Below are 25863 nucleotides of genomic sequence, written 5' to 3'. Positions count from 1 at the left end.
GGTCCGGGTGCGTTCCGACGATTCCGGGCACGGCGGCGATCCCGTGGCGTGACGGGAGCGAACGCAGCGGAACTGCAGAAGAAGAAGGAGAAGGACCGTGAGCGGTACGGCAGCGCAGGGCCCCCGTCTGAGGCCGACCCTGGACGGCATCCCCACCTACAAGCCCGGCAAGCCGGCCGGAGCCGACGCCTACAAGCTGTCCTCGAACGAGAACCCGTACGACCCGCTGCCCGGCGTGCTGGAGGCGGCGGTCGCGGCGGCCGGCTCGCTCAACCGGTACCCGGACATGGCGGTCACCGAGCTCACGGCCGAGCTGGCCCGGCACTTCGACGTCCCGGCCGAGCACATCGCCACCGGCACCGGCTCGGTCGGCGTCGCGCAGTCGCTGATCCTCGCCACCGCGGGCCCCGGCGACGAGGTGATCTTCGCCTGGCGCTCCTTCGAGGCCTACCCGATCATCGTCCAGGTGGCCGGCGCGACCCCCGTCCCGGTGGCGCTCACCGAGACCGGTGACCACGACCTGGACGCGATGCTCGCCGCGATCACCCCGAACACCCGGCTGGTCTTCGTCTGCAACCCCAACAACCCGACCGGCAACGTGATCCACCGCGCCGAGCTGGAGCGCTTCCTGGACGCGGTGCCCGGGGACGTCCTGGTCGTGATCGACGAGGCGTACATCGAGTTCATCCGCGACCCCGAGGTCCCCAACGGCATCGACCTCTACCGCGACCGCCCGAACGTCTGCGTGCTGCGCACCTTCTCCAAGGCCTACGGCCTGGCCGGGATGCGGGTCGGCTTCGCGATCGCGCACGAGCGGGTGGCCACCGCGCTGCGCAAGACCGCCGTCCCGTTCGGCGTCACCCAGCTCGCCCAGGACGCCGCCGTCGCCTCGCTGCGGGCCGAGGAGGCCCTGATGGTCCGGGTCGAGGCGCTGGTCGAGGAGCGTGCGCGGGTGGTCGCCGGGCTGCGCGAGCAGGGCTGGACCATCCCGGACTCGCAGGCCAACTTCGTCTGGCTGGCGCTCGGCGAGCGCTCCCAGGAGTTCGCCGCGGCCTGCGCCGAGGCCGGCGTGATCGTCCGGCCGTTCCCGGAGGGCGTCCGGATCTCGATCGGCGAGGTCGAGGGCAACTCGATCTTCCTGTCGGTGGCCGAGGCCTTCCGCAAGGAGCTCTGAGCCCGGTACTCACGGCGGAGTGGGAAGTCGGCCCGGCCGACCTCCCACTCCGCGGTGCTTTCCGGGGTCACCCGCGGCGCAGGAAGAGCGCCGAGGCGGCGAAGCCCAGCAGTACCAGGGCGGTGTTGGCGGCGATCGCCCAGCCGACCCCGGTGAGGACGGCGGAGCCGGCGGCGGTGGCGACCGCGCTCATCACCGGGGTGCCCAGGGTGATGCCCACCTGCTGGGTCATCGTGGCGACGCCGGTGGCCAGCCCCTGCTCCCCGTCCGGCAGGCCCGAGGTGGCCGTCACCATGAAGCCGACGATCGCCAGCATGTTGCCGACCCCGCCGACGAAGGTCGCCACCAGCAGCAGGCCGAGCCAGGCCCGGCCCTCACCGAGCAGCACCAGCGAGCCGGTCGCGACGGCCTGCACCAGGAAGCCGGCCGGCAGGGCCCGGCGGGTGCCGAGGCGTCCGATCAGCCGGGGCGCGAGGATCCCGCCCAGCACCGTGCCCGCACCCAGCACGCCGAAGGCCAGGCCGGTGGCCAGCGCGGAGAAGCCCAGCACCTGCTGCAGGTAGAGGGTCAGCAGGAAGACCAGCGAGGTCTCGGTGGCGAAGGCCAGCAGCCCGGCCACGTTGCCCCGGACCACCGTGCGGCGCCGCAGCACCCGGACCGGGACCAGCGGGGCGGCGGCGGAGCGCTCCACGAACCAGAACACCACCAGGAGTACCGCGCCCAGCCCCAGCGCCCACAGCGCCACCGGGTCGCCCCAGCCGTGCTCGCCCGCCGTGGTCAGGCCGTAGACCAGGGCGAGCAGGCCGCCGGTGACGGTGACCGCGCCCGGCAGGTCCATCCGCGGCCGCTCGGCCGGGCGGCTCTCGGCGATCAGCCGGGGGGCGACCAGCAGCACGGCCAAGGCCACCGGCACGTTGACGAAGAACGCCCAGCGCCAGCTGAGCAGGTCGGTGAGCAGCCCGCCGAGGATCGCCCCCGAGGTGAAGCCCGCCGACATCAGCGCGCCGTTCAGCCCGAGCGCCCGCTCGCGCAGCGGCCCCTCGGGGAAGGAGGTGGTCAGCAGTGCCAGCCCGGCCGGGGTGACGGCGGCGGTGGCCAGGCCCTGGGCGACCCGGGCGGCCAGCAGCAGCCCTGGGCTGGTGGCCAGGCCGCCGACCAGGGAGGAGACGCCGAGGACCGCCAGGCCGACCAGGAAGACCCGGCGCCGTCCGAACAGGTCCGCGACCCGGCCGAGCAGCAGGGTGAAGCCGGCCGCGGTCAGCGCGAAGGCGGTGACGATCCACTGCAGGTTCGCGGGCGAGAAGCCGAGGCCCCGGCCGATCACCGGCAGGGCCACGTTCAGGATCGAGAAGTCCACGGCCAGCATGAACTGGGCGGCCAGCAGGACGACCAGGACGAGTCGTTGGCGTCCGGTCATACCGGTGGCGGCCTTGGTGGGCGGTGCGTCGTCGAGCAGGGCGGTGGTCATCGGCTCGCTGCCTCTCGGGAGGGGTTCCGCGGGGTACGGCAGCAGCCTGCGCCGCCCGGCGGGGCCCACCCAGGCCCCTGCGAAGGGTGGTACTCACAGGGGCAGGCTCGGCGGCGCGGCCCGGTGTTCACTGGGGACATGACCGCAACGGACACACCGACCGACCTGGGCGAGTTCCTGCGCACCCGGCGGGCCCGGCTGCAGCCCGAGGACGTCGGCCTGGTCTCGTACGGGACCAGGCGGCGGGTGCCCGGGCTGCGCCGCGAGGAGCTGGCCCAGCTGGCGGGTGTCAGCATCACCTACTACACGCGGCTGGAGCAGGGGCAGAGCCGGGGCGCCTCCGACGAGGTGCTGGACGCCCTCGCCCGCGCGCTGCGGCTGAGCGCCGACGAGCACGCCCACCTGCGCAACCTGGCCCGCCCGGGCCGGGCGAAGCCGCGGCCGGCGGAGCGCTTCGAGCGGGCCAGGCCCGCGGTGCGGCAGCTGATCGGGGCGATGACGGACGTCCCCGCGGTGGTGGTCGGGCGGCGCAACGAGGTGCTGGCCTGGAACCCGCTCGGCCACGCCCTGCTCGCCGGGCAGCTCGACGCGCAGGCGCCGGACCGCCCGGAGGACCGGCCGAACCTCTCCCGGCTGCTCTTCCTCGACCCGCACACCCGGGAGCTGTACCCGTGCTGGGAGGCGGAGGCGCGGGCCCAGGTGGCGTTCCTGCGGCTGACCGCCGGGCGCCACCAGGACGACCGTCAACTGGCGGAGCTGATCGGTGAGCTGTCGATGAAGAGTCCGCAGTTCGCGGCGCTCTGGTCGCGGCACCCGGTGAACGACTGCCTGTTCGGGCGCAAGGAGTTCCACCACCCGGTGGTCGGGAGGCTGGAGTTGGACTTCGAGGCGCTGCCGCTGCTGGAGGTCTCCGGGCACCGGATGCTGCTCTACAGCGCGGCCCCCGGCTCGCCGGCCGAGGCGGCCCTGCGCCTGCTGGGCAGTGTCCTGGCGGGCGGACCCCGGGAGGCCGGGGCGGACCGCGGGTCCGCGGTGGCCTCCGGCTGACGGGAGGCGGCCTCCGGTCGACGGGAAAGACGTGAGGGGCCCTGTCCTGCGCACCGCCGTGCGCAGGACAGGGCCCCTCGTTGCTCCGTGCTCCGGTCAGCGCTGGGGACGCATCCGGCGCACGGCGATCAGGGCGCCGGCGCCGAGCGCGAGCAGGGCGGCGGCGGTGGCGGCGAGGAGGCCGTTGGGGGTGTGCGCGCCGGTCTGGGCGAGCTCGGGGGTGCCGGCCGGGGCGGTGGTGGCCGGGGCGGCGCTCGGGGTGGCCTTCGGGGCCTCGGCGGGCTTGGGCGCGGCGGTGGTGGTCTGGTCGGCGGCGGGCTTGGCGGCGGGCTTGGCCGGGGTGCTGGGCTTGGCGGTGGGCTTGGCGGTCTCGGCGGGCTTGGTGGTGGTGGCCTGGCCGTGGGTGACCTTGACGGTCTTGAGGTCGCTGGCGCCCGTCCCCGCGGCGCCCTGGCGCCAGGCGTCGGCCACCAGCTGGATGGTGCCGATGTTCTTCGAGCTGGCGGCGGCGATCGAGTAGCGGAACTTGATGGTCGCGGAGCTGCCGTTGTCGAGGCGCTGGCGCTGCTCGTAGCCCGCGTCCACGGTGCGCATGCAGCCCGCGATGGACTGCACGTTCTTCCAGGCGCCGTTCTCCTGGACCTGGATGCGGACGTCCTGGGTGCGCAGCGAGGCGCCCGTGCCGGGGGTGTAGATGCCGAAGCTGGCCTGCATGCCGTGGGCGTCGACGCCGGTCTTGTTGGTGACCTGCACGGCGACCTCGTTCCAGCTGCCGTCGGCGGCGACGGTGGCCTTGGTGGAGAGGGCGGCGTCCGGGGCCATGTACTGCGCCTCGGTGTGGGTGGCGGCGGGGTTGGGGCCGCTGATGCGCATGTCGCCGCAGGCCCAGGAGGAGTCGGCGGCCACCAGCTGGACGCCGCCGGCGAGGACGGCGGTGGCGGCGACGACGGCGAGGCGACGACGGCCGGAGAGCGAGCGGGCGTTCTTCGCAAAAGCGGTGATAACGGACGTGCGCATGACGTGACTCCCCAGGGTCCTGACTCTGACAGTGTGTGAAGGTGACCGGCCGGCTCCAACTGAGCCGCAGCGCCCCCCGGCCTCGCCGGTCTCGCTCTCCGTGCCTTCATCCGTAAAGACGTGCATCCCCGCGGGAGGTTGCAGGTGGGTTCAAAAGTTTTTTCGGGAATCTTCGAGCGGGTCGCGAAGCCGGTCCCGGGGCCGGGGGACGGGGCTCCTGGCGCACTGTTCCGTCGCGGGTTCGGGCGGTCCGGCGAACGCCAGGCGGCACGGTCGGCGCCGGCGGACTTGGACCAGAGGGCGGCGAGGCCCTCGCCCTGAGTGGCTTGCAACCCTTCAGATGGACACCGCACAGGGTGTCCTGTTCTTCGGTTCCCCAGCAGATCTGGCCAGTCACCGGGCGACGTTTGCGCGGCTGGACTCCATCGCCCTGTCGGAAGATGAGTCGCGTGAGTTCGTTCGAACCCTCAGCGGTGAGATGAAGGGCAAGTATGAGTAGGTCCGAGTGGCAGAAGTCGAGCTACAGCGGCGCATCCAACGAGTGCGTCGAGGTGCGCACCGTCGACGGGATAGTCGAGCTGCGCGAGTCCGACGACGGCGAGGTCATCGTCCGCACCACTGCCGTGAAGTTCGCCAAGTTCCTTCAGGGCGTCAAGGCCGGCGAGTTCGACCACCTCGGTGATCTGTGCTCCTGACTGGGCATGTGTGTGGGCTCTTCGCTGTGGAAGGCTCATCTCGTACGAAACCTTTGGGAGGACCGGTGCTTGGTGGCACTTGGCGGAAGTCCAGCTACAGCGCCTCCAATAACGAGTGCGTCGAGGTGCGCACGGTCGACGGGCTGGTAGAGCTCCGGGAGTCCGACGACGGCGACGTCCTCGTTCGCACCACTCCGGCAAAGTTCGCCAGGTTTCTCGAAGGCATCAAGGCCGGCGAGTTCGACCGCCACGCCGACCCGACTGCCGAAGAGTCCCGGCCCCTCGGTCCGCCGGGGGACGCTGTCGGCTAACCACCCACCTGGTGGTCGCGGGTGGCGTCGAGCTCGCGTACCGCGTCGGCGACGGCTCGGAAGTCGTTGCGCAGGATCTTGGAGTGGTTGCTCGCGACCTTCGCGCTGACCCGGATGTTCGGGTTGCGGGCGAGGACCGGGTCGAGGTTGGCGCGGATCCGTTCCATCAGCTTCGCGTCGCCGCCCAGGTTGCCGCCGGTGGCGAGCACGTACCGGGTCGGTACGGTCAGGCGGTCGAACACCGGGTTGAGTGCGGTGGGCGCGCAGAGCTCGTTGGCCTCGATGTTGACCTCGGCGTGTTGCGCGGCGCTCATCCGCGCGGCCAGGCCGAGCGGGCGGGCGATCGGGAGCAGCGGGCTCATCCGGCGGAACAGCCTGCGGATCTGCTCCCGGCCGGCGTCGTCGAGCCACTCGTGCGGCAGTGCGCCGTCCACGGACACCGCCCCCAGGGCGCGGTCCGGGTGCCGGGAGGCCCAGTGCACGGCGAGCATGGCGCCGTAGGACCAGCCCACCAGGATCGGCCGCTCCACGCCCCTGGCGGTGAGGACGGCGTCGAGGTCGCGGACGCACGCCTCGAACGAGTAGTCCGCGGCCCGCTTCGACTTTCCGCGGGCACGCTCGTCGTAGGTGATGTGCCGGTAGCCGCCGCCGAGGTCGGAGATGACGCGTCGCCAGTGCGACTGGTCGGCGTAGCAGCCGTTGAGGTAGACCACCGGGCGGCCGGGCCCGCCGGTGTCGGTCACGGCCAGTGCGGTGTCGTCGGTCGCCACCATGCCGGTCCACGCGGACTGCTTGACGATTGTGTCGATGGCCATGGTCTGCCTTCTTTCAGGGGTGGGGTGGATCCGGGAGCGGGGGACGGTGGTGTCGCCGCAGGACGTGCGGCCGGGCGCTCGGTGGCCTCCTCGGCCCCTTCGGGCCGGGTGGCGTCTCAGAGGCTGCGGGCGGTGACGTTGCCGTAGGAGGTGGTCGCGTGGATGGCCAGCTCGGGGGTGCCGTCGGTGTTGCGGAGGGCGTTGTGGATCCGGCCGTAGGCGGTGCCGGCGTCCAGGGAGGCGGAGCTGCCGCGGGCGGCGCCGACGGCGATCTCGCCGTACTCGGTGCGCAGTTCGACCGCGCCGCGGACGGCCTCGGTGATCCGGATGTCGCCCTTCTGGGTGCTGATCCGTGCGGGGCCGGCGAGGCGGCCGACCGCGACGTCGCCGGCCATGACGGTGAGGCGGGCGCTCGCGGCCTCGTCGAGCTTGACGGTGCTCTGGGCGGCCTCGAAGGCGACGTCGCCGAGCCGTCCGACGCCGCGGAGTTCGGCGCTGGCGGCCTTCGCCTCGATGCGGGAGCCGGCGGGGAGCTGGACGGTGATCTCGACGGATCCGGAGGCGCCGAAGTACTGGTTGGTCGTCGCGGCCTGGATCCGCAGGACGCCGTCGGCGTACTCGACGGTGGTCTGCTCGGCGGCCTTCACGTCGCGGCCCTTGGCGGCGTTCGCCGGCAGGACCTCGACGGCGGTGTCGGCGCGGTCGGCGGCGATGAAGCGGATCCGCCCGGCGGGGATGTCGAGGACGGCGGCGATCGGGGCGGGGGTGGCGAACTTCTGCATCGTGCTCTCCTGTGACTCGTTGTTTCGAACGAGGGAAAAGCTACGTTGCTTTCCATATAGCTGCAACATGTTCGTTGCTCTGGGTTGGCATCTCTGCAGCTCATAGCTGCAATATTGTTGCGATGGCCTCGAATCGAATGCAACGAAAGCCTTGCTGTTCGTTGCAATGAGCTGAAGTGAACGCCACCTCGGAGGCGGCACGGACCACGAAGGCCCGCACCGGCCCCGGCCGCCGCCGTGGCGGCTGCGGCCGGGCTCCCGGATGGCTGGGGATGGCTGGGAGCCTCCTGGGAGTTCGGCCAACGACTGGCCAGGCGGCGGCCAAGCGGGGCGCACGTCAGGGGCGGACCGTGCCGGAATGCCCGGATTCGGACGTCCAGCCTTCTCCCAGCCGGGGCTCAGGACTCCGCAAGAGCGCCCGGCGAAGCTGTCCGCCATGAAGGTCCTCCCGCGACGGCGTGGTGCCGTCCTCCTCAACTCCGCGCTCGGTGTGGCCCTGGTGGGCGCCGCGGCCCTGGCGTACACCACGTTGGACGGCGGCACGACGAAGGCCGCCGGAAAGGCCCAGGTCCGGACGGCGACCGTGGCCAAGGGCACGGTCCTGGCCACCGTGTCCGGAACCGGCACGCTGGCCTCGCCGACCGATGCCGCCCAGGACTTCACGACCGGCGGTAGGCTCACCGCGGTCAAGGTGGCGGTGGGGGACACCGTGACCAAGGGCCAGGTGCTGGCCACCGTGGACACCACGGCGGTCCAGCAGCAGGTGGAGGCCGCCCAGTCCGCGCTGACCACGGCGAACGCCAACCTGACCAAGGCCCAGGCAGGTGTCACGACCACGACCACCCAGCAGATTCCGGGCAGCTCCCAGCCGTCCGGTTCCGCTGCCGGTGCGGGCGGCAGCGGTGGTGGTGGTGAACGCGGAGCGGGCGGGAGCAGCACGCCCGCTCCGCAGACCACCACCATCACCACCACCAAGGTGGACGCGGCCGCCGTGGCCCAGGCCCAGCAGCAGGTCGCCACCGCGCAGACCAGCCTGGCCAACGCCCAGGCCGCCCTGGCCGGGACGACGCTGACCGCCTCGGTGGACGGCACGGTCGCCTCGGTGGCCAACAAGGTCGGCGACACCGTCGGCGGGGGCTCCGGGAGCGGCTCGACGACGACCGCCAAGTCCACCGGCAGCAGCGGCTCCACCGCCCCGAGCGGCTTCATCGTGCTGACCAACCCGACCGGCATGCAGGTGACCGCGAACTTCTCCGAACTGGACTCGCTGAAGCTGAAGAAGGGCGAGGCGGCCACCGTCACCCTGAACGCGCAGTCCGACACCAAGCTCAACGCCACCGTGCTGTCCGTCAGTTCACTGCCCGCGGGCAGCGGCGGCACCGGCGGCGCGGCCGCCGTCCAGTACGCGGCGACGCTCCAGATCACCGGCGACACCGCCAAGCTGCGCACCGGGTTGAGCGCGACCGTCTCCGTCGTCACCGGCGAGGCGGACAACGCGCTGTCGCTGCCCACCGCCGCCTTGGCCGGCACCGGCGCCAGCCGGACGGCCACCCTGGTGCAGCCGGACGGCTCCACCGAGCGGGTCGAGGTCGGGGTGGGCGTCGAGGGCGACACCACCGTGCAGGTGGTCTCCGGGCTGAAGGAGGGCGACAAGGTCGAGATCGCCACCACCAGCGGCGGCAGCGGCTTCCCGAACGGCTCCTTCCCGGGCCTGAACGGCGGTCAGGGCGGCCGCGGCGGCGCGGGCACGGGCGTGGCCGGTGTCGGTGCGGCCGGTGGCGGCGCGGCCGGTGGCGGAGCCGGTCGGGGCGGTACGCGCTGATGGCACGCCAGATCCCCCGCACCGACGTCGGCCGGACGCCGCCACCGGTCATCCAGATCCGCGGCGTCACCAAGTCCTACGGCCACGGAGACGCCACCGTGCACGCGCTGCGCGGCCCGTCCGACCCGGTCACCGGCGAGCCGCTGGGCGTCGCGCTGGACATCGACCAGGGCGACTTCGTGGCGGTGATGGGCAGTTCGGGCTCCGGCAAGTCCACCCTGATGAACATCCTCGGCTGCCTGGACGTGCCCACCGCCGGCCGCTACCTGCTGGACGGCATCGACGTCGGTCACCTGGACGAGGGGCAGCTCTCGCTGGTGCGCAACCGCAAGATCGGCTTCATCTTCCAGTCCTTCAACCTGGTGCCCCGCACCACCGCCCTCGCCCAGGTCGAGCTCCCGCTCGCCTACGCGGGGGTGCGGGCCGCCGAGCGGCGCCGGCGGGCCCTCGCCGCGCTCTCCCTGGTCGGCCTCGCCGAGCGCTCCGGGCACCGGCCCAACGAGCTCTCCGGCGGCCAGCAGCAGCGCGTCGCGGTGGCCCGCGCCCTGGTCACCGCCCCCGCGATGCTGCTCGCCGACGAGCCCACCGGCAACCTGGACAGCCGCTCCACCGAGGAGGTGCTGGCCATCATCGACGGCCTCAACGCGACCGGCCGCACGGTGGTGCTGATCACCCACGAGGACGAGGTCGCCCTGCACGCCAAGCGGGTGATCCGGCTGGTCGACGGCGCGATCACCAGCGACGTCCGGCAGGCCCCGGTGGCCGGGCCGCCGCCCGCCCTGCACGCGGCCGCCGGACTCCAGGGGGTGCTCGCGTGATCCTCTGGCAGATGCTCCGCTTCGCCGTCGGCGGCCTGGCCGCCAACAAGGTGCGCTCCGCCCTCACCATGCTCGGCGTGCTGATCGGCGTCGCCTCGGTGATCCTGCTGCTCGCGGTCGGCAACGGCTCCTCGGTGGCGGTCAAGGAGTCGATCACCTCGCTCGGCACCAACTCGCTGACGGTCAGCTCGGGTTCGTCCTTCGGTGGCTCGCGCACCGCGGCCAGTACGAAGAAGCTCACGGTCGCCGACGCCAAGGCGCTGGCGAGCGACGCCGACACGGCCGCGATCAAGTCCGTCGCGCCGGTGGTCACCGCGAGCGGCACCGCGCTGTACGGGGACATCTCGTACAGCCCCGGCTCGATCGTCGGCACCTACCCGGCGTACTTCGAGACCGCCAACCAGAAGGTCGGGCACGGTGACTACTTCACCGCCGACGACGTGCTGAACTCCCGCAAGGTCGCGGTGCTCGGCGCCACCACCGCCAAGCAGCTGTTCGACACCGCCGACCCGGTCGGCAAGCGGATCACCGTCGGCGGCACCCCGTTCACCGTGGTCGGCGTGCTCCAGGCCAAGGGCGGGACGGGCTTCACCGATCCGGACGACGTGGTGATCGCGCCGCTGCCGACGGTGCAGAACGCCTTCACCGGCTTCGGCTCGGTCAACCAGATCCTGGTCCAGGCGACCTCCGCCGAGACCACGGCCGCCGCGCAGAGCGAGATCACCCGGGTCCTGCTCGGCACCCACGCGATCGCCGATCCGAGCAAGGCGGACTTCCGGATCAGCAACCAGGCCTCCCTGCTCACCGCCCGGGAGAGCACCACCAAGACCTTCACCGTGCTGCTCGGCGCGGTGGCGGCGATCTCGCTGCTGGTCGGCGGGATCGGGATCACCAACATCATGCTGGTCACCGTCACCGAGCGGACCAGGGAGATCGGCATCCGCAAGGCCCTCGGCGCCCCGCGCGGGGTGATCCTCGGGCAGTTCCTCACCGAGTCGACCCTGCTCTCGGTGCTCGGCGCCGGACTCGGGGTGGTGGTCGGCATCGCGGGTTCGCACTTCAGCGTCGTCGGCATCAAGCCGGTGGTGATCCCCGAGTCGGTGCTCGGCGCCTTCGGGATCGCGGTCGCCATCGGGCTGTTCTTCGGCAGCTACCCCGCGAACCGGGCCGCCTCCCTGCGCCCGATCGACGCCCTCCGCCACGAGTGACCAAGGATGTGCAGGACATGAGCAACGAGATCGAGCCCCGTACCCCCGCCGAGCAGGTCGTCCTGCTCGCCACCCCGCCGGACGCCCGGGACGTCACCGCCGAACTGGCCGCGCCGCCACGCCGGCGGCTGCCCTGGCTGAGCCTCGCCCTGGCGGGCGGGGTGATCGCCACGGCGGCGTTCGCGGGCGGCGTCTGGTACCAGCAGGACAACGGCTCCGGGAGCGGGAAGACGGTCGCCGCGGGCGGCGGGCAGCAGCCGCGGGCCGGGGCGACCGGCGGGGCGAACGGCACCCGCCGGGGCGCCGGCCAGGGGCAGACCGGGCAGGGCCAGGGCCAAAGTGGCCAGGGTCAAGGTGGCCAGGGCGGTGGCGGGTTCGCCCGGGGCACGGTCAAGGCCGTGGACGGCACCACCGTCTACCTCACCGACGCCAACGGCAACACCGTCAAGGTGACCACCGGCGACGCCACCAAGGTGCAGCTCAACAAGGAGGGCAAGGTCGCCGACCTGCAGCCCGGCCAGAGCGTCACCGTGGTCGGCACCCCCGCCGAGGGCGGCGGCTACAACGCCACCCAGCTGATCGAGGGCGCCGCCACCGGGGGCTTCGGCGGTGGCTTCGGCGGCGGCGGCTTCGGCGGCGCCCGGACGCCCTCCGGGGGCTGATCCCCAGCCCGCCCGGGGCCGGCCCCAGCCGCCCCGGGCGTACGCGCGGCCCGGCCGAATCCCTCCGGCGGCCGGGCCGCGCGGCCCCTCAACGCAGTGGCGTGCGGCGCCTCGGCGCAGTGGCGCGCGCCGTGCGCACACCATCCAGCCCGCCCTTGCGGGCTTGTTCGCCCAAATCCGCCCGATAAGGTGTTAATCCAACATTCATCGATGGCGCATAGCCTCCCCGGGCTAGCCTCAAGCTGAACGCCATCGTCCGACCGGGAGGCGGAACCCCCGTGCAAGGCACTGTGTCCACACCAGGTACAGCCGCAGTGGCCGGCGTCCCGGGCGAGGCCTTCCTCCTCGTCGTCGACGACGAACCCAACATCCGCGAGCTGCTCTCGGCCTCCCTGCGCTTCTCCGGATTCCGGGTCGCCTCCGCCGCCACCGGCACCGAGGCCCTCGAACTCGTCGCCGTCGAACGCCCCGACCTCATCGTCCTCGACGTGATGCTCCCCGACCTCGACGGCTTCACCGTCGTCGAGCGGCTGCGCGAGCAGACCAGCCGCGGACAGATAGCGGGCCCGCACGGCCACGCCGGCGACCACCTGCCGGTGCTCTTCCTCACGGCCAAGGACGGCGTCGGCGACAAGGTCCAGGGCCTGGCCGTCGGCGCGGACGACTACGTCACCAAGCCGTTCAGCCTGGAGGAGCTGATCGCCCGGATCCGGGCCATCCTGCGCCGGGCCGGCGGCCCCGCCGAGGACGGCCGGCTCGTGGTGGCCGACCTCACCCTCGACCCGGTCGCCCACGAGGTCACCCGCGGCGGCACCCCCGTCGCGCTCTCCCCCACCGAGTTCAAGCTGCTGCACTACCTGATGGCCAACGTCGGCCGGGTGGTCTCCAAGGCGCAGATCCTCGACCACGTGTGGGCCTACGACTTCGGCGGCGACCTCTCCATCGTCGAGTCGTACATCTCCTACCTGCGCCGCAAGCTCGACTCCGGACCGGCCCACGGCCCGAAGCTGATCCACACCGTGCGCGGGATCGGCTACGCCCTGCGCCGCCCGCCGCAGAACTGACCGGCGCCCGGATGCCCACCCGCTCGTCGCTGCGCGCCCGCCTGTCGCCGCTCACCCGGCTCTCGCTGCGCGCCCGGCTGCTCGTGCTGGTGCTCGCCCTGGTCACCACCGGGCTCGCGGTGAGCGACACCGTGGTGCTCGGCACCGTCCGGGTGCAGCTGGTCCATCGACTGGACGACCAGCTGCAGCGCTTCGGCGAGCCGCTCTCCTACCGCGCCCCGAACCGGCAGAGCTGGGCCGACTCCAGACAGCCCGCGGTCAACGGCGGCAAGCGCGGCGGCCCCAACTACCTGGCGGCGCTGCCCAGCCAGTACCTGGTCCAGTACCTCTCGGCGGACGGCAAGGTGCAGCAGGTCGTCCGCCAGCCCGTCTCCGAGAACGACCCGGCGCCGCAGCTGGCCGGCCTCGACCCCGCCGCCACCGCCCCCGACACCCCCTTCGACCTCCCCGACCAGCGCGGCCAGCGCAGCTGGCGGGCCCTGCTGCTGCCACTGCAGCGCCAGCCCGCCCCCGCCAGCCTCTTCGCCGCGCCCGCGCCCACCCCCTCGTACCTGATGGTCGCGGTGTCCCGGGAGGACATCGACGCCACCGTGGCCCGGCTGCGGACCGCCTTCCTGGGGATCGGCGGCGCGGTGCTGGTCCTGATCGCCGCGCTCGGCTTCTTCGCCGTCCGGGCCGGACTGCGGCCGCTGCGCCGGATCGAGGAGGGCGCCGAGCTGATCGCCTCCGGCGAGCTCTCGCACCGGATGCCGGTGCTGCCCGCGCGCACCGAGGTCGGCCGGCTCTCCATCGCGCTCAACGGCATGCTGACCCAGATCGAGGCCGCCTTCGCCGCCCGCGCCGAGTCGGAGGCCCGGATGCGGCGCTTCGTCGCCGACGCCTCGCACGAGCTGCGCACCCCGCTGGCCGGCATCCGGGGCTTCGCCGAGCTGTACCGGATGGGGGCGCTGCCCACCGAGGCCGACGTCACCCGCACCATGACCCGGATCGAGAGCGAGGCCGTCCGGATGGGCACCCTGGTCGAGGACCTGCTGGTGCTCGCCCGCCTCGACGAGGAGCGCCCGCTCGACCTCGCCCCGATGGACCTGCGCACCCTGGCCGCCGACGCGCTGCACGACCTCACCGCGCTGGACCCGAGCCGCCCGGTCGCGCTGACCGGCCCGGCCGGCACCGGCTCGCCGGGCGCCGCGCCCGTCCTCGGCGACGAGGCGAGGCTGCGCCAGGTGGTCACCAACCTGGTCGGCAACGCCGTCAAGCACACCCCGCCCGGCACCCCGGTCCGGATCGGCGTGGGGACGGCCGGCGGGCTCTGCCTGCTGGAGGTCGCCGACGCCGGCCCCGGCCTCACCGAGGAGCAGGCCGTCCGGGTCTTCCACCGCTTCTACCGGGTGGACGCCTCCCGCAGCCGCCACGACGGCGGCGGCGCCGGCCTGGGCCTCGCCATCGCCACCGCCCTCACCCACGCCCACGGCGGCACCCTCACCCTCCACACCACCCCCGGCACCGGCGCCACCTTCCGCGTGGAGCTCCCCCACCAGCGCTGACCCGCCCCGCCCGGCTGAAGCCCGGCCGATCCCCCGCCCTCAGGCCTGGGACGGTGCGGCGGGCTGGCGGGGGGTGTGGTCGCGGGTGAGGTCGCGGGCCAGGAGGCCGGCCTGGAAGCGGGAGGCGGCGCCGAGCTCGGTCATCAGCTCGGCGACCCGGCGGCGGTAGGTGCGCAGCGAGAGGCCGAGCAGGCGGGCGGCGGTCTCGTCGGTGTGGCCGGCCGCGAGCGCGTGCAGGATCTGGCTGGTCCGGTCGGTGAGGTGCGCCGGGCGGGCGCAGTCGGCGAGGTCGGTGGCGCTCTCCCAGTTGGCCCGGAACAGCGAGCGCACGCCCTCGACCACCTCCGGGGTCTGCACCACGGTGTACGTCCGCACGCCGCGCACCGGGGCTCCGGCCAGGATCGCGGTGCGCCGGTCGATGATGATCGCCTCGCGGGCGAGCGGCCCCTCGCAGAGCCGGACCTCGATGCCGGAGGCGGCGATGCGCTGCAGGCGCCGCACCTGGTCGGGGTCGGCCAGCGCGCGCCGGGTGTAGAGCTTGCGCATGACGAGGCCCGGGATCTTGTGCGGCCGCTTGCCCTCGGCGAAGGCGGCGTTGACGCCGGGGGAGAAGGTGGCCAGGTCGGCGGCCGCGACCAGGAACTCCTCGCGCGAGTCGACGAAGAGGTGGCCCGCCTGTCGGACGAGGTCCCGCTCGCCGTGCAGGGTGATGATCCGGTCGGTGCTCATGCCAGCAACCTGCCAGACCGGGTGGGGCGCGGGCCAGCGGGTAGCCGCCGCTAGGTCTCCTTGAGCGCGGCGAGGGTGTCCGCGACGAGCCGTTCGGCCTCGGCGACGGTGGCCGCCAGTTCCGGCGCGGTCGCGCCGGGGGCGGCCAGCAGGCGGTGGGCGCGGGGGCCGAAGCCGGGCGGGGCGGTCGGCAGGCCCTCGGCGGCGGCGAGGGCGCCCTTCTCGTTGAGGCACCAGCGGCGGGCGGCGGCGTGCAGCGACTGCGCCAGGACGCCGACGGCGCGGGAGAGGCAGAGCGAGACGTAGAGGGTGTCCGCCCGGGCCGCGCCCTTGGCGGCGCAGGCGACCAGGAACCCGGCCTCCCAGGCGCCCGCCGTCAGCGCCGTCCGCAGCTCCTCCGGGTAGGCCCTGGTCACTTCCTGGAGGGCGGCCAGCCGCCCGGTGGGGTCGGCGAGCACGCGGCCCAGCGCGACCTCCCCCGGGTAGCACGGGGACCAGAAGCCGAGCGGGTGGCCGGCCTGGACGCCCACCTCGTAGCGGCCCTCGCGGCAGTCCGCCCAGACCTGTTCGACCCGGTCCAGGTCGCGCAGGATCCAGTCCACCGCGACGCCGTCGACGGTCAGCCAGGCTCCGCCGTTCACCCAGGGGCCCCAGCCGCCCGGCCCGGCGACCTCGACGCCCGGCCCGGCGAGCGCCCGTAGCGCGTCCAGGTCGAGCGGCCCCCGGTAGTAGACGCCGAGGTCCCAGTCCGACTCCGGCCGGTGCTCCCCGCGTGCCCGGCTGCCGCCGAGCATGACGCCCACCACACCCGGGACCCCGGCCAGCCGTTCCGCCATCGGTTCGATGATCCTCTGCACGGAGGGGGAGTCTGGCACGGGGCGGAATCCGGGTCGACCGGATTGCCGCGCCGGCCGTACCGTCAGGGGCATGAAGGTGATATCGGTGAATCTCGGTGTACCCCGGTCCAACCCGTGGAAGAGCGGGTCCGGCCTGACGGGGATCGACAAGCGTCCGGTGGCCGGGCCGGTCGCCGTCGCCGCCCCGGGGCCGAAGGGCACCGGCGCGGTCGGGCTCGCCGGGGACGAGGTGTTCGACGTCAAGCACCACGGCGGCGACGACCAGGCGGTCTACGCCTACGCCCGGGAGGACCTCGACGGCTGGGAGGGGGAGTTGGGCCGCGAGCTCGGCAACGGCTCCTTCGGGGAGAACCTCACCACCTCCGGCCTGGACGTCAACGGCGCGCTGATCGGCGAGCGCTGGCGGATCGGCTCGGCCGTGCTGGAGGTGTCCTGCCCGCGGATCCCCTGCGGCACCTTCCAGGGCTGGCTGGAACGGGCCGGCTGGATCAAGCGGTTCACCGCGGCCGGGCTGCCGGGCGCCTACCTGCGGGTGGTCGAGCCGGGCGAGCTGCGCGCCGGGGACGAGGTGGAGGTGGTCCACCGCCCGGACCACCAGGTGACGATCGCCCTGACGTTCCGTGCGCTGACCCTCGAACCGGAGCTGTTGCCGAGCCTGTTGGCGGCCGATGCGCTGCCCGAGGAGACCAAGGACCTGGTCCGCCGCCGCGCCGGGATCTAGACTCCCCCTACGGCATCGCGTGTCGGTCACCGTCCGGGTGAGGCATGGAGGTAGCCCGTGAGTGCCTTGTAGGAGGCATTCCGCACATGACAGTCCAGTTGAACCACACCATCGTCCACGCCCGGGACCACCGGGAGTCCGCCGAGTTCCTGGCGGGGATCCTCGGCCTGGAGGTCGGGACACCGTGGGGCCCGTTCATCCCGGTGGCCACCGGGAACGGCGTCACCCTCGACTTCGCGTCGATCCCGGCGGAGTCGATCGTCATGCAGCACTACGCGTTCCTGCTCCCGGACGAGGAGTTCGACGCGGCCCTGGCCCGGATCGAGGCGGGCGGCGTGGAGTACTTCGCCGATCCGCAGATGCGGCTGCCCGGTGAGATCAACCGCCACCACGGCGGCCGGGGGCTGTACTTCCTCGATCCGGCCGGGCACGGCATGGAGATCATCACCAGGCCGTACGGCAGCTACTGACCGCTGAACCACGGCGCCGCCGCCTGCCCCGGCAGACGGCGGCGCCTCGGCGTGTCCGCCCTCGGCCATCCGGCCCAGAGCCGGACAGGGCCCAGGGCCCCGCCGCGCCGGCCGGCTGTCAAGCGCCGGATCGTCCAAGATCATCCCCGCACCCGCCCCGCCGTTCGTTGTGGCCGCCATGGGCCGGTCAGCAGACTGTGCGCACGGCATCGCCGGTCAACCCCACCCCGCCTGTGGATCACTCGTAAGCATGATGGATACTGCTCCTTGTGAACGTGTTCACGTTCACAAGCGGACAAGCTTGCGCGGTTAAGCAGCGGTCTACGGATATAGATGAAGTTTGTCCGAAACATGCCCTTTTGAGGGGCCGGTTGGAGAGAGGGCGACGTGGAACTGGCAATCGCTCACGAGACCATCGCGCGATGGCAATTCGGCATCACCACCGTCTACCACTTCCTCTTCGTTCCGCTCACCATCAGCCTGGCCGCCATCGTGGCCGGGCTGGAGACCGCCTGGGTGCGGACGGACAAGGAGAAGTACTTCCACGCCACCAAGTTCTGGGGCAAGCTCTTCCTGATCAACATCGCGATGGGCGTGGTCACCGGCATCGTCCAGGAGTTCCAGTTCGGGATGAACTGGTCCGACTACTCCCGCTTCGTCGGTGACGTCTTCGGCGCACCGCTCGCGATGGAGGCGCTGATCGCCTTCTTCTTCGAGTCCACCTTCATCGGGCTCTGGATCTTCGGCTGGGACAAGCTGCCGAGGAAGCTGCACTGCGCCTGCATGTGGATGGTCTCGATCGGCACCGTCCTCTCCGCCTACTTCATCCTGGCCGCCAACTCCTGGATGCAGCACCCGGTCGGCTACACGATCGACCCGGTCACCGGTAAGGCGCAGCTCACCGACATCGTGCGGGTGCTGTTCCAGGACACCACCGTGACCGTGGTGCTGCACACCCTGACCGCCGCCTTCCTGACCGGCGCGGCCTTCATGGTCGGCATCGCCTCCTTCCACCTCTGGAAGGCCAAGCGCCGGCCCGAGGCGGCCGACCCCAAGCGGGTCGCCGTGATGCGGACCTCGCTGCGCCTCGGGCTGGTCCTCGCCGTGGTCTTCGGCCTGGGCACCGCGCTCAGCGGCGACTCGCTCGCCAAGGTGATGTTCCGCCAGCAGCCGATGAAGATGGCCGCCGCCGAGGCCCTGTGGGACAGCCAGGCGCCGGCGCCGTTCTCGGTCTTCGCGGTCGGCGACGTCGGCAAGGGCCACAACTCGGTGGAGCTGGAGATCCCCGGGATACTGTCCTTCCTCGCCAACAGCGACTTCAGCTCCTCCGTCCCCGGCATCAACGACACCGCCAACGCCGAGGCGGCCAAGTACGGCGGCGACCCCAAGGACTACATCCCGAGCATCTTCGTCACCTACTGGGGCTTCCGCCTCATGATCGGCTTCGGGATGACCTCCTTCGTGGCCGGGGTGATCGGGCTCTGGACCACCCGGAGAAAGTGGCTGCTGGCACCGGAGTTCCGCACCGGCGACACCGAGGTGCCCCGGCTGATGCTCACCCCGAAGCGCGAGCTCGGCCCGTTCCTCACCAAGTGGAGCTGGCGGATCGGCATCCTGACCATGGGGTTCCCGCTGATCGCCAACAGCTTCGGCTGGATCTTCACCGAGATGGGCCGTCAGCCGTGGGCCGTCTTCGGGCTGATGACCACCGCGAGCGCCGTCTCGCCCAACGTCGGCATCGGCACCCAGATCGGCGCGCTGACCACCTTCACCCTGCTGTACGCGATCCTCGCCGTCATCGAGGTGCGGCTGCTGGTCAAGTACGCCAAGGCCGGGCCGGTGACCTCCGAGCAGCCGCCCGCCAAGGACCCGTCGCTGCGCGGCCCGTCCTCGGACGAGGACGCCGACAAGCCACTCGCGTTCGCCTACTGAGGCCGATAGGACCGATAGCGCATGCAACTCCACGACGTCTGGTTCATCCTCATCGCCGTCCTGTGGATCGGCTACTTCTTCCTCGAGGGCTTCGACTTCGGCATCGGCATCCTCACCAAGCCGCTGGCCCGCTCCACCGCCGAGCGGCGGGTGCTGATCAACACCATCGGCCCGGTCTGGGACGGCAACGAGGTCTGGCTGCTCACCGCCGGCGGTGCCACCTTCGCGGCCTTCCCCGACTGGTACGCGACGCTGTTCAGCGGCTTCTACATCCCGCTGCTGGTCATCCTGGTCTGCCTGATCGTCCGGGGCGTCGCCTTCGAGTACCGCGCCAAGCGGTCGGAGGCGCGCTGGCAGCGGAACTGGGAGGAGGCCATCTTCTGGACCTCGCTGCTCCCGGCCTTCCTCTGGGGTGTCGCCTTCGCCAACATCGTGCGCGGTGTGGCCATCGACGGGCAGAAGAACTACGTCGGCGGCTTCTGGGAGCTGCTCAACCCGTACGCGCTGCTCGGCGGCCTGGTCACGCTCTCGCTGTTCACCTTCCACGGCGCGGTCTTCGCCGCACTCAAGACGGTCGGCGACATCCGGGACCGGGCGCGCCGGATGGCGCTGCAACTCGGCCTGGCCGCCGCCGTGCTGGCCCTGGTCTTCCTGGTCTGGACCCAGGCCGACAGCGGCAACGGCTGGAGCCTCGCCGCCCTGGTGACCGCCGTGGCGGCGCTGCTCGGGGCGCTGGTCGCGACCCGACTGGGCCGCGAGGGCTGGGCGTTCATCCTCTCGGGGGCGACCATCGCGGCGGCCGTCGCGATGCTCTTCCTGGCGCTCTTCCCGGACGTGATGCCGTCCACCATCGACCCGGACTGGAGCCTGACCGTCTCCAACGCGGCCTCCTCGCCCTACACGCTGAAGCTGATGACCATCGTCGCGGCGGTCTTCACCCCGCTCGTGCTGCTCTACCAGGGCTGGACGTACTGGGTGTTCCGCAAGCGCATCGGCGTCCAGCACATCCCCGGCCACGACCCGGCCGCCGCCCTCGAGCAGCACTGACACCGTGATGAAGCCAGTCGACCCCCGACTCCTCGGGTACGCCCGCACCACCCGCGCCTTCCTCGCCGGATCCGTGCTCCTGGGCGGTGCGGGCGCGGCCCTGGTGGTCGCCCAGGCGAGCCTGATCGCCGAGATCGTCGTCCGGGCCTTCCAGCAGCGGGCGACCCCCGGTGAGCTGACCACCCCGCTGGTCCTGCTCGCGCTCACCGCGGTCGGCCGCGGGCTGGTCGCCTGGCTCACCGAACTCACCGCCCACCGCTCCGTCGCCCGGGTGAAGTCCACCCTGCGGCGCCGGCTTCTCGACCACGCCACCGCGCTCGGCCCGGCCTACCTGGCGGGCCGGCGTACCGGCGAGCTCACCACCCTCGCCACCCGCGGCATCGACGCGCTCGACGACTACTTCGCCCGCTACCTGCCGCAGCTGGCGCTGGCCGTGGTCGTCCCGGTGATCGTGCTGCTGCGGATCGTCGGTGCCGACGCCACCTCCGCCGCGATCATCGCCGGGACGCTCCCGCTGATCCCGCTCTTCATGGCGCTGATCGGGATGGCCACCCAGTCCCGGATGGACCGGCAGTGGGACACCCTGGCCCGGCTCTCCCACCACTTCCTCGACGTGGTCGCCGGCCTGCCCACCCTCAAGGTGTTCAACCGGGCGCGGGCCCAGGCCGCCACCATCGCCAGGATCACCGCCGACTACCGGCGGGCCACCCTGCGCACGCTGCGGATCGCCTTCATCTCCTCCTTCGCGCTGGAGCTGCTGTCCACGCTCTCGGTCGCCCTGGTCGCGGTCTCGATCGGCTTCCGGCTGGTGGACGGCACGCTCGACCTGGAGACCGGGCTGCTGATCCTGGTCCTCGCACCCGAGGTCTACTTCCCGATCCGCCAGGTCGGCGCGCTCTACCACTCCAGCGTGGAGGGGCTGACCGCGGCGGACGAGATCTTCCAGGTGCTGGAGACCCCGCTGCCGAAGGCCGGCACAGTGGCCGCGCCCGCGCTGGCGGGTGCCGTGATCACCGTGTCGGACGTCCGCGTCACCCACCCCGGCCGGACCGAACCCGCCCTCGACGGCGCCTCGCTGACCCTGCGCCCCGGCGGCACCACCGCCCTCACCGGTCCGAGCGGTGCCGGCAAGAGCACCCTGCTCGCCGTCCTGCTCGGCCTCACCGCACCGGACGCCGGCACCGTGCGGATCACCGCCGCCGACGGTCGCGGGTACGACCTGGCGGAGCTGGCGCCGGACGGCTGGCGGCGGCAGATCGCCTGGGTGCCGCAGCACCCCTACCTGTTCGCCGGGAGCATCGCCGACAACCTGCGGCTCTACCGGGCCGAGGCGGGCGAGGCCGAGCTGCGCGAGGCCCTGCGGGCCGCGCACGCGCTGGACTTCGTGGAGCGGCTGCCCGAGGGGATCGCCACCGTGCTCGGCGAGGACGGTGCCGGGCTCTCGGCCGGGCAGCGGCAGCGGCTGGCGCTGGCCCGGGCGCTGCTCGCCGGGGACCGGCCGCTCGTCCTGCTGGACGAGCCGACCGCCAACCTCGACGGGGAGTCGGAGGCGGCCGTGGTGGAGGCCGTCCGGGCGCTGGCCGCCGACCCGGCGCGCACCGTGCTGCTCGTCGCGCACCGGCCGGCGCTGCTGGCGGCGGCCGACGAGCGGGTCCGGCTGGCGGGTGCCCCCGTCCCGGCGGGCGCTCCGGCGCCCCGGCTCGCGCACAGCGGCCGCCCCGTCCCGTCCCCCGAGGCTCCCGAGGTCTCCGAGGACGGCGGCGGCCTGGTCCGGGCGCCGCGCCTCGGGCTCGCCGTCCTGCTCGGCGCCCTCGCCCTCGGCTGCGCGGTCGCGCTGATGGCCACCTCCGGGTACCTCATCTCCTACGCCTCCGAGATGCCGCCCGTCCTCTACCTGATGATGGCCGTCACCGCCGTCCGCGCCTTCGGCATCGGCCGGAGCGTGCTGCGGTACGCCGAGCGGCTGGTCTCGCACGACGCGGTGCTGCGCACCCTCGGCACCCTGCGGGCCGCCGTCTACCGGCGGCTCACCGAGCTCGCCCCGGCCGGGCTGCCGGCCTTCCGGCGCGGGGACCTGCTGTCCCGGCTGGTCGCGGACGTGGACGCGGTCCAGGACCACTACCTGCGCTGGCGGGTACCGGCGGCCGTGGCGGGGCTGGTGTCGCTGGCCGCCTCCGTCGCGATGGGGGCCTTCCTGCCGTCCGCCGGACTGGTGCTCGGCCTGGGGCTGTTGCTCGCCGGGGCGGTCGTACCCGCGCTGGCCGCCCGCTGGTCGGCCGGCGCCGAGCGGCGGCAGGCACCGGCCCGCGGCCGGCTGGCCACGGCGGTGGTCGACACCTTCACCGGCACGGCCGAGCTCACCGTGGCCGGGGCGCTGCCCGCCCGACTGGCCGCCGCCCGCGCCGCCGATGCCGCGCTGACCGGGCTGGCCGCCCGGTCGGCCGCCACCACGGCGCTCGGCACCGGCCTGGTCGCCCTACTGACCGGGTTGACGGTGGCCGCCGCCGCGGCCGCCGGCATCCGCGGCGTGCAGGACGGCGCGCTGGCGCCGGTCTGCCTGGCCGTCGTGGTGCTGACCCCGCTGGCCGCCTTCGAGGCCGTCACCGGAATGCCGCTCGCCGTCCAGGCCCGTCAGCGCAGCCGGGCCGCCTCGGCGCGGCTGGCCGAGGTGCTGGAGGCACCCGCCGCCGTCGCCGAGCCCGCCGCCCCGGTCGCCCTGCCCGGGCAGCCGCTGCCGATCGCCGTCCGCGGTCTGACCGCCCGGTACCCCGGGCAGGCGGTGGACGCGCTGGCCGGCCTGGACCTCGACCTCGCCCCCGGGCGGCGGATCGCCGTGGTCGGTCCTTCCGGCTCCGGCAAGACCACCCTGGCGCAGGCGCTGCTCCGGTTCCTGGAGCCGACGGCGGGCGCGGTCACTCTCGCCGCCGGTCGTCCACAGGCTGTGGACAGCCGCTCGCTCGCCGGGGACGACGTCCGCCGGGTGATCGGGCTCTGTGCGCAGGACGCCCACGTCTTCGACAGCTCGCTGCGGGAGAACCTGCGGCTGGCCCGGCCCACGGCGGGCGAGGAGGAACTGCGGGCCGCCCTGGCCGCCGCCCGGCTGCTGGACTGGACCGACACCCTGCCGGACGGCCTGGACACCATGGTCGGCGAGCACGGCGCCCGGCTCTCCGGCGGCCAGCGCCAGCGGCTCGCGCTGGCCCGGGCACTGCTCGCCGACTTCCCCGTCCTGGTGCTGGACGAGCCCGCCGAGCACCTCGACCTGCCCACCGCGGACGCGCTGACCGCCGACCTGCTGGCCGCCACGGAGGGCCGGACCACCGTCCTGATCACCCACCGGGTGGCCGGGCTGGACGACCGGACGGTGGACGAGGTGATCGTCCTGGACGGCGGCCGGGTGGCCGAGCGCGGGACGTGGTCCGAGCTGGTGGCGGACGAGGGCGGCCGACTGCGGGCGATGCGGGACCGCGAGCGGGAGGCGGACGGGCTGCTGCTCACCCCCTGAGCGACCACCCCCTGAGCGCCCACTGCCCGAGCCCGGGCGGCCGTGCCACCCATCGGCGGAAAACCGTACAAACTACGCTCGGATCCATGGACCCCTCGCCCGACCGCCCGGCCGACGCCGCAACCGACCAGACCCCGCACCGGGTGCCCGAGATCTCCTCGCTCGGGCTGGACACCCTGGTGACCGAGGTGGCGGAGCGCCTGCAGTCCGCGGCGGCCGTCACCGACCGGATGCAGCGGCTGCTGGAGGCGGTGGTCTCGGTCGGCGCCGGGCTGGACCTGCACGCCACCCTGCAGCGGATCGCCACCGGCGCCGCCGAGCTGGTCGACGCCCGTTACGCCGCACTCGGCGTGATCGCCCCGGGCGGCCACGGGCTCGCGGACTTCATCCACGTCGGGGTGGACGACGAGACGGCCGGGCGGATCGGCGAGCTGCCGGTCGGCCGGGGCATCCTCGGCGCGCTGATCGACCGCCCCGAGCCGCTGCGGCTCACCGACCTCTCCGCCGACCCGCGGTCCTACGGGTTCCCGCCGGACCACCCGGCGATGCGGACGTTCCTCGGCGAGCCGATCAGGGTCCGCGACGAGGTGTTCGGAAACCTCTACCTGACCGAGAAGAAGGGCGGCGGCGCCTTCACCCCCGAGGACGAGCAGGTGGTGCACGCGCTCGCCGCGGCGGCCGGCGTCGCGATCGAGAACTCCCGGCTGTACGAGGAGGGCCGGCGCCGCGAGCGCTGGATCGCGGGCGCCGCGGCCGTCACGACGGCGCTGCTCTCCACCGACGAGGCGCAGGTCGCGCTGACCGTGGCGGCCGAGCAGGTGCGGGAGCTGGCGGGCGCGGCGCTCGGCATGATCCTGCTGCCGACGGTGGACGGCGACGGCGGCGGCCAGATGCGGGTGGCCCACGCCTCCGGGGAGGCGGCCGAGTTCGTCCGGGGCGAGCTGCTGCCGCCGGACAGCTTCGCCGCGCGGCTGCTGCGGGGCGAGAGCGTCTACCTGGACGACATGTCGAGCGACCCGACCGTGGTGATCCGCCTGGCGCGCAGCTTCGGCCCCTCGATGGCGGTGCCGATGGTCGCGGCGGGCCGGGTGCTGGGCGGGCTGTGCGTCTGGCGCTCCCGCGGCGCGGTGCCGTTCACCGACGCCGAGAAGCAGCTCGCGGAGACCTTCGCCTCGCAGGCCGCGCTGGCCCTGCGGCTGGCCGAGGGGCAGCGCGACCAGCAGCGGCTGGCGGTCTTCCAGGACCGCGACCGGATCGCCCGCGACCTCCACGACCTGGTGATCCAGCGGCTGTTCGCCACCGGGATGATGCTGGAGGGCGCGGCGCGGCGGGCGATGGTGCCCGAGGTGAAGGTCGGCATCGGCAAGGCGGTGGACGAGCTGGACGCCACCATCCAGGAGGTCCGCACCACCATCTACGCCCTGCAGCACGACGACCACGGCGATGCGCCGGACACCCTGCGCACCCGGGTGCTGCGGGAGGGCAGCCAGGCCGCGGCGGCGCTCGGATTCAAGCCCTCGGTGACCTTCACCGGCCCGGTGGAGAGCCTGGTGGGCGAGAAGACCGGCCGTCAACTGCTGGCCGCACTAAGGGAGATGCTGTCCAACACCGCCCGGCACGCGCGGGCCTCCCGGGTGGGGGTGGAGGTCGACGCGACCGTCCACCTGGACGACGAGGGCCGCCCGGTCGGCGGCGACCCGGAGTCGCTGGACCGGGCCGGGCGCCCGGGGGTGCTGCTCACCGTGACGGACGACGGCATCGGCATCCCGCCCGGGGGCCGGCGCAGCGGTCTGCGCAACCTCACCCGGCGGGCGGAGGCGCTCGGTGGGGACGCCTGGCACGAGCCCGGGCCGTACGGGAAGGGGACGCTGGTCCGCTGGACGGCCCGGCTCTGAGCGGCCGTCCGGCACTGAACGGCCGTCCGGTCCGGCGCGGCGCGAATCGGCCCAGGTGGGTCGGGGGTCTTCGAACGGCCTGTGCGCGTAAAGGGAGGGCGGCGTTCAGTTGGTGTGCACTTGGTGAAAGTTTAACGAGAGAGAACTTCCCGGCCAACGGAGCAAGTTGTGCATTTCCCACCCTTCCGGCGTGCTTGTGTGCACACATAGCTTTACTCCCGTCTCGGAGAGGTACCGGACTGGGGGAGCAGTGGACGCGTCGGGCCGCGGTCACACCGCA

23 protein-coding genes are annotated in these 25863 nt (G+C 73.2%); 17 read left to right on the top strand and 6 right to left on the bottom strand.

The features are described from left to right. Positions 1 to 97 precede the first annotated feature (97 nt). A complete protein-coding gene (hisC, locus tag ACIGZJ_RS23850; protein ID WP_396459120.1) occupies positions 98 to 1174 on the top strand; it encodes a histidinol-phosphate transaminase in 1077 nt (358 codons plus the stop codon). A gap of 67 nt (positions 1175 to 1241) precedes the next feature. On the opposite strand, the gene ACIGZJ_RS23845 is transcribed toward hisC, so the two are convergent. Continuing rightward, positions 1242 to 2642: an MFS transporter gene (locus ACIGZJ_RS23845; RefSeq protein ID WP_396459119.1), complete on the bottom strand. Its 1401-nt coding sequence runs from the start codon at positions 2640 to 2642 to the stop codon at positions 1242 to 1244. Between the two features lie 138 nt (positions 2643 to 2780). Here ACIGZJ_RS23845 and ACIGZJ_RS23840 point away from each other — a divergent pair, with 138 nt between their 5' ends. Further along, positions 2781 to 3689, top strand: a complete 909-nt coding sequence (locus ACIGZJ_RS23840; RefSeq protein ID WP_396459118.1) for a helix-turn-helix domain-containing protein — start codon at positions 2781 to 2783, stop codon at positions 3687 to 3689. A 96-nt stretch (positions 3690 to 3785) separates the two neighbouring features. On the opposite strand, the gene ACIGZJ_RS23835 is transcribed toward ACIGZJ_RS23840, so the two are convergent. Next, the gene (locus ACIGZJ_RS23835; RefSeq protein ID WP_396459117.1) at positions 3786 to 4706 is read right to left on the bottom strand and encodes a hypothetical protein; all 921 of its coding nucleotides are present in this window, start codon (positions 4704 to 4706) and stop codon (positions 3786 to 3788) included. A 340-nt stretch (positions 4707 to 5046) separates the two neighbouring features. On the opposite strand from ACIGZJ_RS23835, the gene ACIGZJ_RS23830 reads away from it, so the two are divergent. From ACIGZJ_RS23830 to ACIGZJ_RS23820, 3 genes are read left to right on the top strand one after another with little or no spacing between them, the layout of a single operon-like run. Further along, on the top strand, positions 5047 to 5205 hold the full coding sequence (locus tag ACIGZJ_RS23830) for a Scr1 family TA system antitoxin-like transcriptional regulator (protein WP_396459116.1): 159 nt from the start codon (positions 5047 to 5049) through the stop codon (positions 5203 to 5205). Beyond that, on the top strand, positions 5198 to 5401 hold the full coding sequence (locus ACIGZJ_RS23825) for a DUF397 domain-containing protein (RefSeq protein ID WP_396459115.1): 204 nt from the start codon (positions 5198 to 5200) through the stop codon (positions 5399 to 5401). The genes ACIGZJ_RS23830 and ACIGZJ_RS23825 overlap by 8 nt, the downstream gene beginning before the upstream one ends. Further along, complete coding sequence (locus tag ACIGZJ_RS23820; protein WP_396459114.1) at positions 5392 to 5712, top strand: DUF397 domain-containing protein; 321 nt, start codon at positions 5392 to 5394, stop codon at positions 5710 to 5712. The genes ACIGZJ_RS23825 and ACIGZJ_RS23820 overlap by 10 nt, the downstream gene beginning before the upstream one ends. Here the strand turns inward: ACIGZJ_RS23820 and ACIGZJ_RS23815 are convergent. Further along, the gene (locus tag ACIGZJ_RS23815; RefSeq protein ID WP_396459113.1) at positions 5709 to 6527 is read right to left on the bottom strand and encodes an alpha/beta fold hydrolase; all 819 of its coding nucleotides are present in this window, start codon (positions 6525 to 6527) and stop codon (positions 5709 to 5711) included. The genes ACIGZJ_RS23820 and ACIGZJ_RS23815 overlap by 4 nt on opposite strands. A 116-nt stretch (positions 6528 to 6643) precedes the next feature. Further along, a complete protein-coding gene (locus ACIGZJ_RS23810; RefSeq protein ID WP_396459112.1) occupies positions 6644 to 7309 on the bottom strand; it encodes a DUF4097 family beta strand repeat-containing protein in 666 nt (221 codons plus the stop codon). A 436-nt stretch (positions 7310 to 7745) separates the two neighbouring features. Between ACIGZJ_RS23810 and ACIGZJ_RS23805 the strand changes: the two genes are divergently transcribed. From ACIGZJ_RS23805 to ACIGZJ_RS23780, 6 genes are all read left to right on the top strand, one after another. After that, positions 7746 to 9131 (top strand): efflux RND transporter periplasmic adaptor subunit, encoded by a 1386-nt coding sequence (locus tag ACIGZJ_RS23805; RefSeq protein WP_396459111.1) that lies wholly within the window; start codon positions 7746 to 7748, stop codon positions 9129 to 9131. After that, positions 9131 to 9949 carry an ABC transporter ATP-binding protein gene (locus tag ACIGZJ_RS23800; protein ID WP_396459110.1) on the top strand — a complete coding sequence of 273 codons (819 nt, stop codon included), beginning with the start codon at positions 9131 to 9133 and terminating at the stop codon, positions 9947 to 9949. Before ACIGZJ_RS23805 ends, ACIGZJ_RS23800 begins: the two co-directional genes overlap by 1 nt. After that, complete coding sequence (locus ACIGZJ_RS23795) at positions 9946 to 11157, top strand: ABC transporter permease (protein ID WP_396459109.1); 1212 nt, start codon at positions 9946 to 9948, stop codon at positions 11155 to 11157. Before ACIGZJ_RS23800 ends, ACIGZJ_RS23795 begins: the two co-directional genes overlap by 4 nt. 17 nt (positions 11158 to 11174) lie before the next feature. Beyond that, positions 11175 to 11819, top strand: coding sequence for a hypothetical protein (locus ACIGZJ_RS23790; RefSeq protein WP_396459108.1), 645 nt, complete (start codon positions 11175 to 11177; stop codon positions 11817 to 11819). 314 nt (positions 11820 to 12133) lie between these two features. Beyond that, positions 12134 to 12883 (top strand): response regulator transcription factor, encoded by a 750-nt coding sequence (locus ACIGZJ_RS23785; protein ID WP_396459107.1) that lies wholly within the window; start codon positions 12134 to 12136, stop codon positions 12881 to 12883. An 11-nt stretch (positions 12884 to 12894) separates the two neighbouring features. Then, positions 12895 to 14427, top strand: a complete 1533-nt coding sequence (locus tag ACIGZJ_RS23780; protein WP_396459106.1) for a sensor histidine kinase — start codon at positions 12895 to 12897, stop codon at positions 14425 to 14427. A gap of 39 nt (positions 14428 to 14466) precedes the next feature. On the opposite strand, the gene ACIGZJ_RS23775 is transcribed toward ACIGZJ_RS23780, so the two are convergent. Both ACIGZJ_RS23775 and ACIGZJ_RS23770 read right to left on the bottom strand, forming a co-directional pair. Then, positions 14467 to 15156 carry a DNA-binding response regulator gene (locus ACIGZJ_RS23775; protein WP_396459105.1) on the bottom strand — a complete coding sequence of 230 codons (690 nt, stop codon included), beginning with the start codon at positions 15154 to 15156 and terminating at the stop codon, positions 14467 to 14469. A gap of 50 nt (positions 15157 to 15206) precedes the next feature. Continuing rightward, on the bottom strand, positions 15207 to 15992 hold the full coding sequence (locus tag ACIGZJ_RS23770) for a nucleotidyltransferase domain-containing protein (RefSeq protein WP_392931005.1): 786 nt from the start codon (positions 15990 to 15992) through the stop codon (positions 15207 to 15209). Positions 15993 to 16083: 91 nt separating this feature from the next. On the opposite strand from ACIGZJ_RS23770, the gene ACIGZJ_RS23765 reads away from it, so the two are divergent. The 6 genes from ACIGZJ_RS23765 to ACIGZJ_RS23740 all read left to right on the top strand — a co-directional run bounded on the left by ACIGZJ_RS23765 (position 16084) and on the right by ACIGZJ_RS23740 (position 25583). Further along, entirely contained in the window at positions 16084 to 16734 is a 651-nt protein-coding gene (locus tag ACIGZJ_RS23765) for an MOSC domain-containing protein (protein WP_396459104.1), read from the top strand. Positions 16735 to 16820: 86 nt separating this feature from the next. Then, the gene (locus tag ACIGZJ_RS23760; protein WP_396459103.1) at positions 16821 to 17204 is read left to right on the top strand and encodes a VOC family protein; all 384 of its coding nucleotides are present in this window, start codon (positions 16821 to 16823) and stop codon (positions 17202 to 17204) included. Between the two features lie 387 nt (positions 17205 to 17591). Further along, complete coding sequence (locus tag ACIGZJ_RS23755) at positions 17592 to 19136, top strand: cytochrome ubiquinol oxidase subunit I (protein ID WP_396459102.1); 1545 nt, start codon at positions 17592 to 17594, stop codon at positions 19134 to 19136. A gap of 21 nt (positions 19137 to 19157) precedes the next feature. Beyond that, entirely contained in the window at positions 19158 to 20183 is a 1026-nt protein-coding gene (gene cydB, locus ACIGZJ_RS23750; RefSeq protein WP_396459101.1) for a cytochrome d ubiquinol oxidase subunit II, read from the top strand. A gap of 7 nt (positions 20184 to 20190) precedes the next feature. After that, positions 20191 to 23688 (top strand): thiol reductant ABC exporter subunit CydD, encoded by a 3498-nt coding sequence (cydD, locus tag ACIGZJ_RS23745; RefSeq protein WP_396459100.1) that lies wholly within the window; start codon positions 20191 to 20193, stop codon positions 23686 to 23688. Positions 23689 to 23774: 86 nt separating this feature from the next. Continuing rightward, a complete protein-coding gene (locus ACIGZJ_RS23740) occupies positions 23775 to 25583 on the top strand; it encodes a GAF domain-containing protein (RefSeq protein ID WP_396459099.1) in 1809 nt (602 codons plus the stop codon). Positions 25584 to 25863 lie beyond the last annotated feature (280 nt).

This window comes from Kitasatospora sp. NPDC052868 (assembly GCF_044547105.1).
Lineage (GTDB): Bacteria > Actinomycetota > Actinomycetes > Streptomycetales > Streptomycetaceae > Kitasatospora.
Note: the sequence above shows the minus strand (reverse complement) of the source record. Positions and strands in the feature narration are given on the sequence as shown.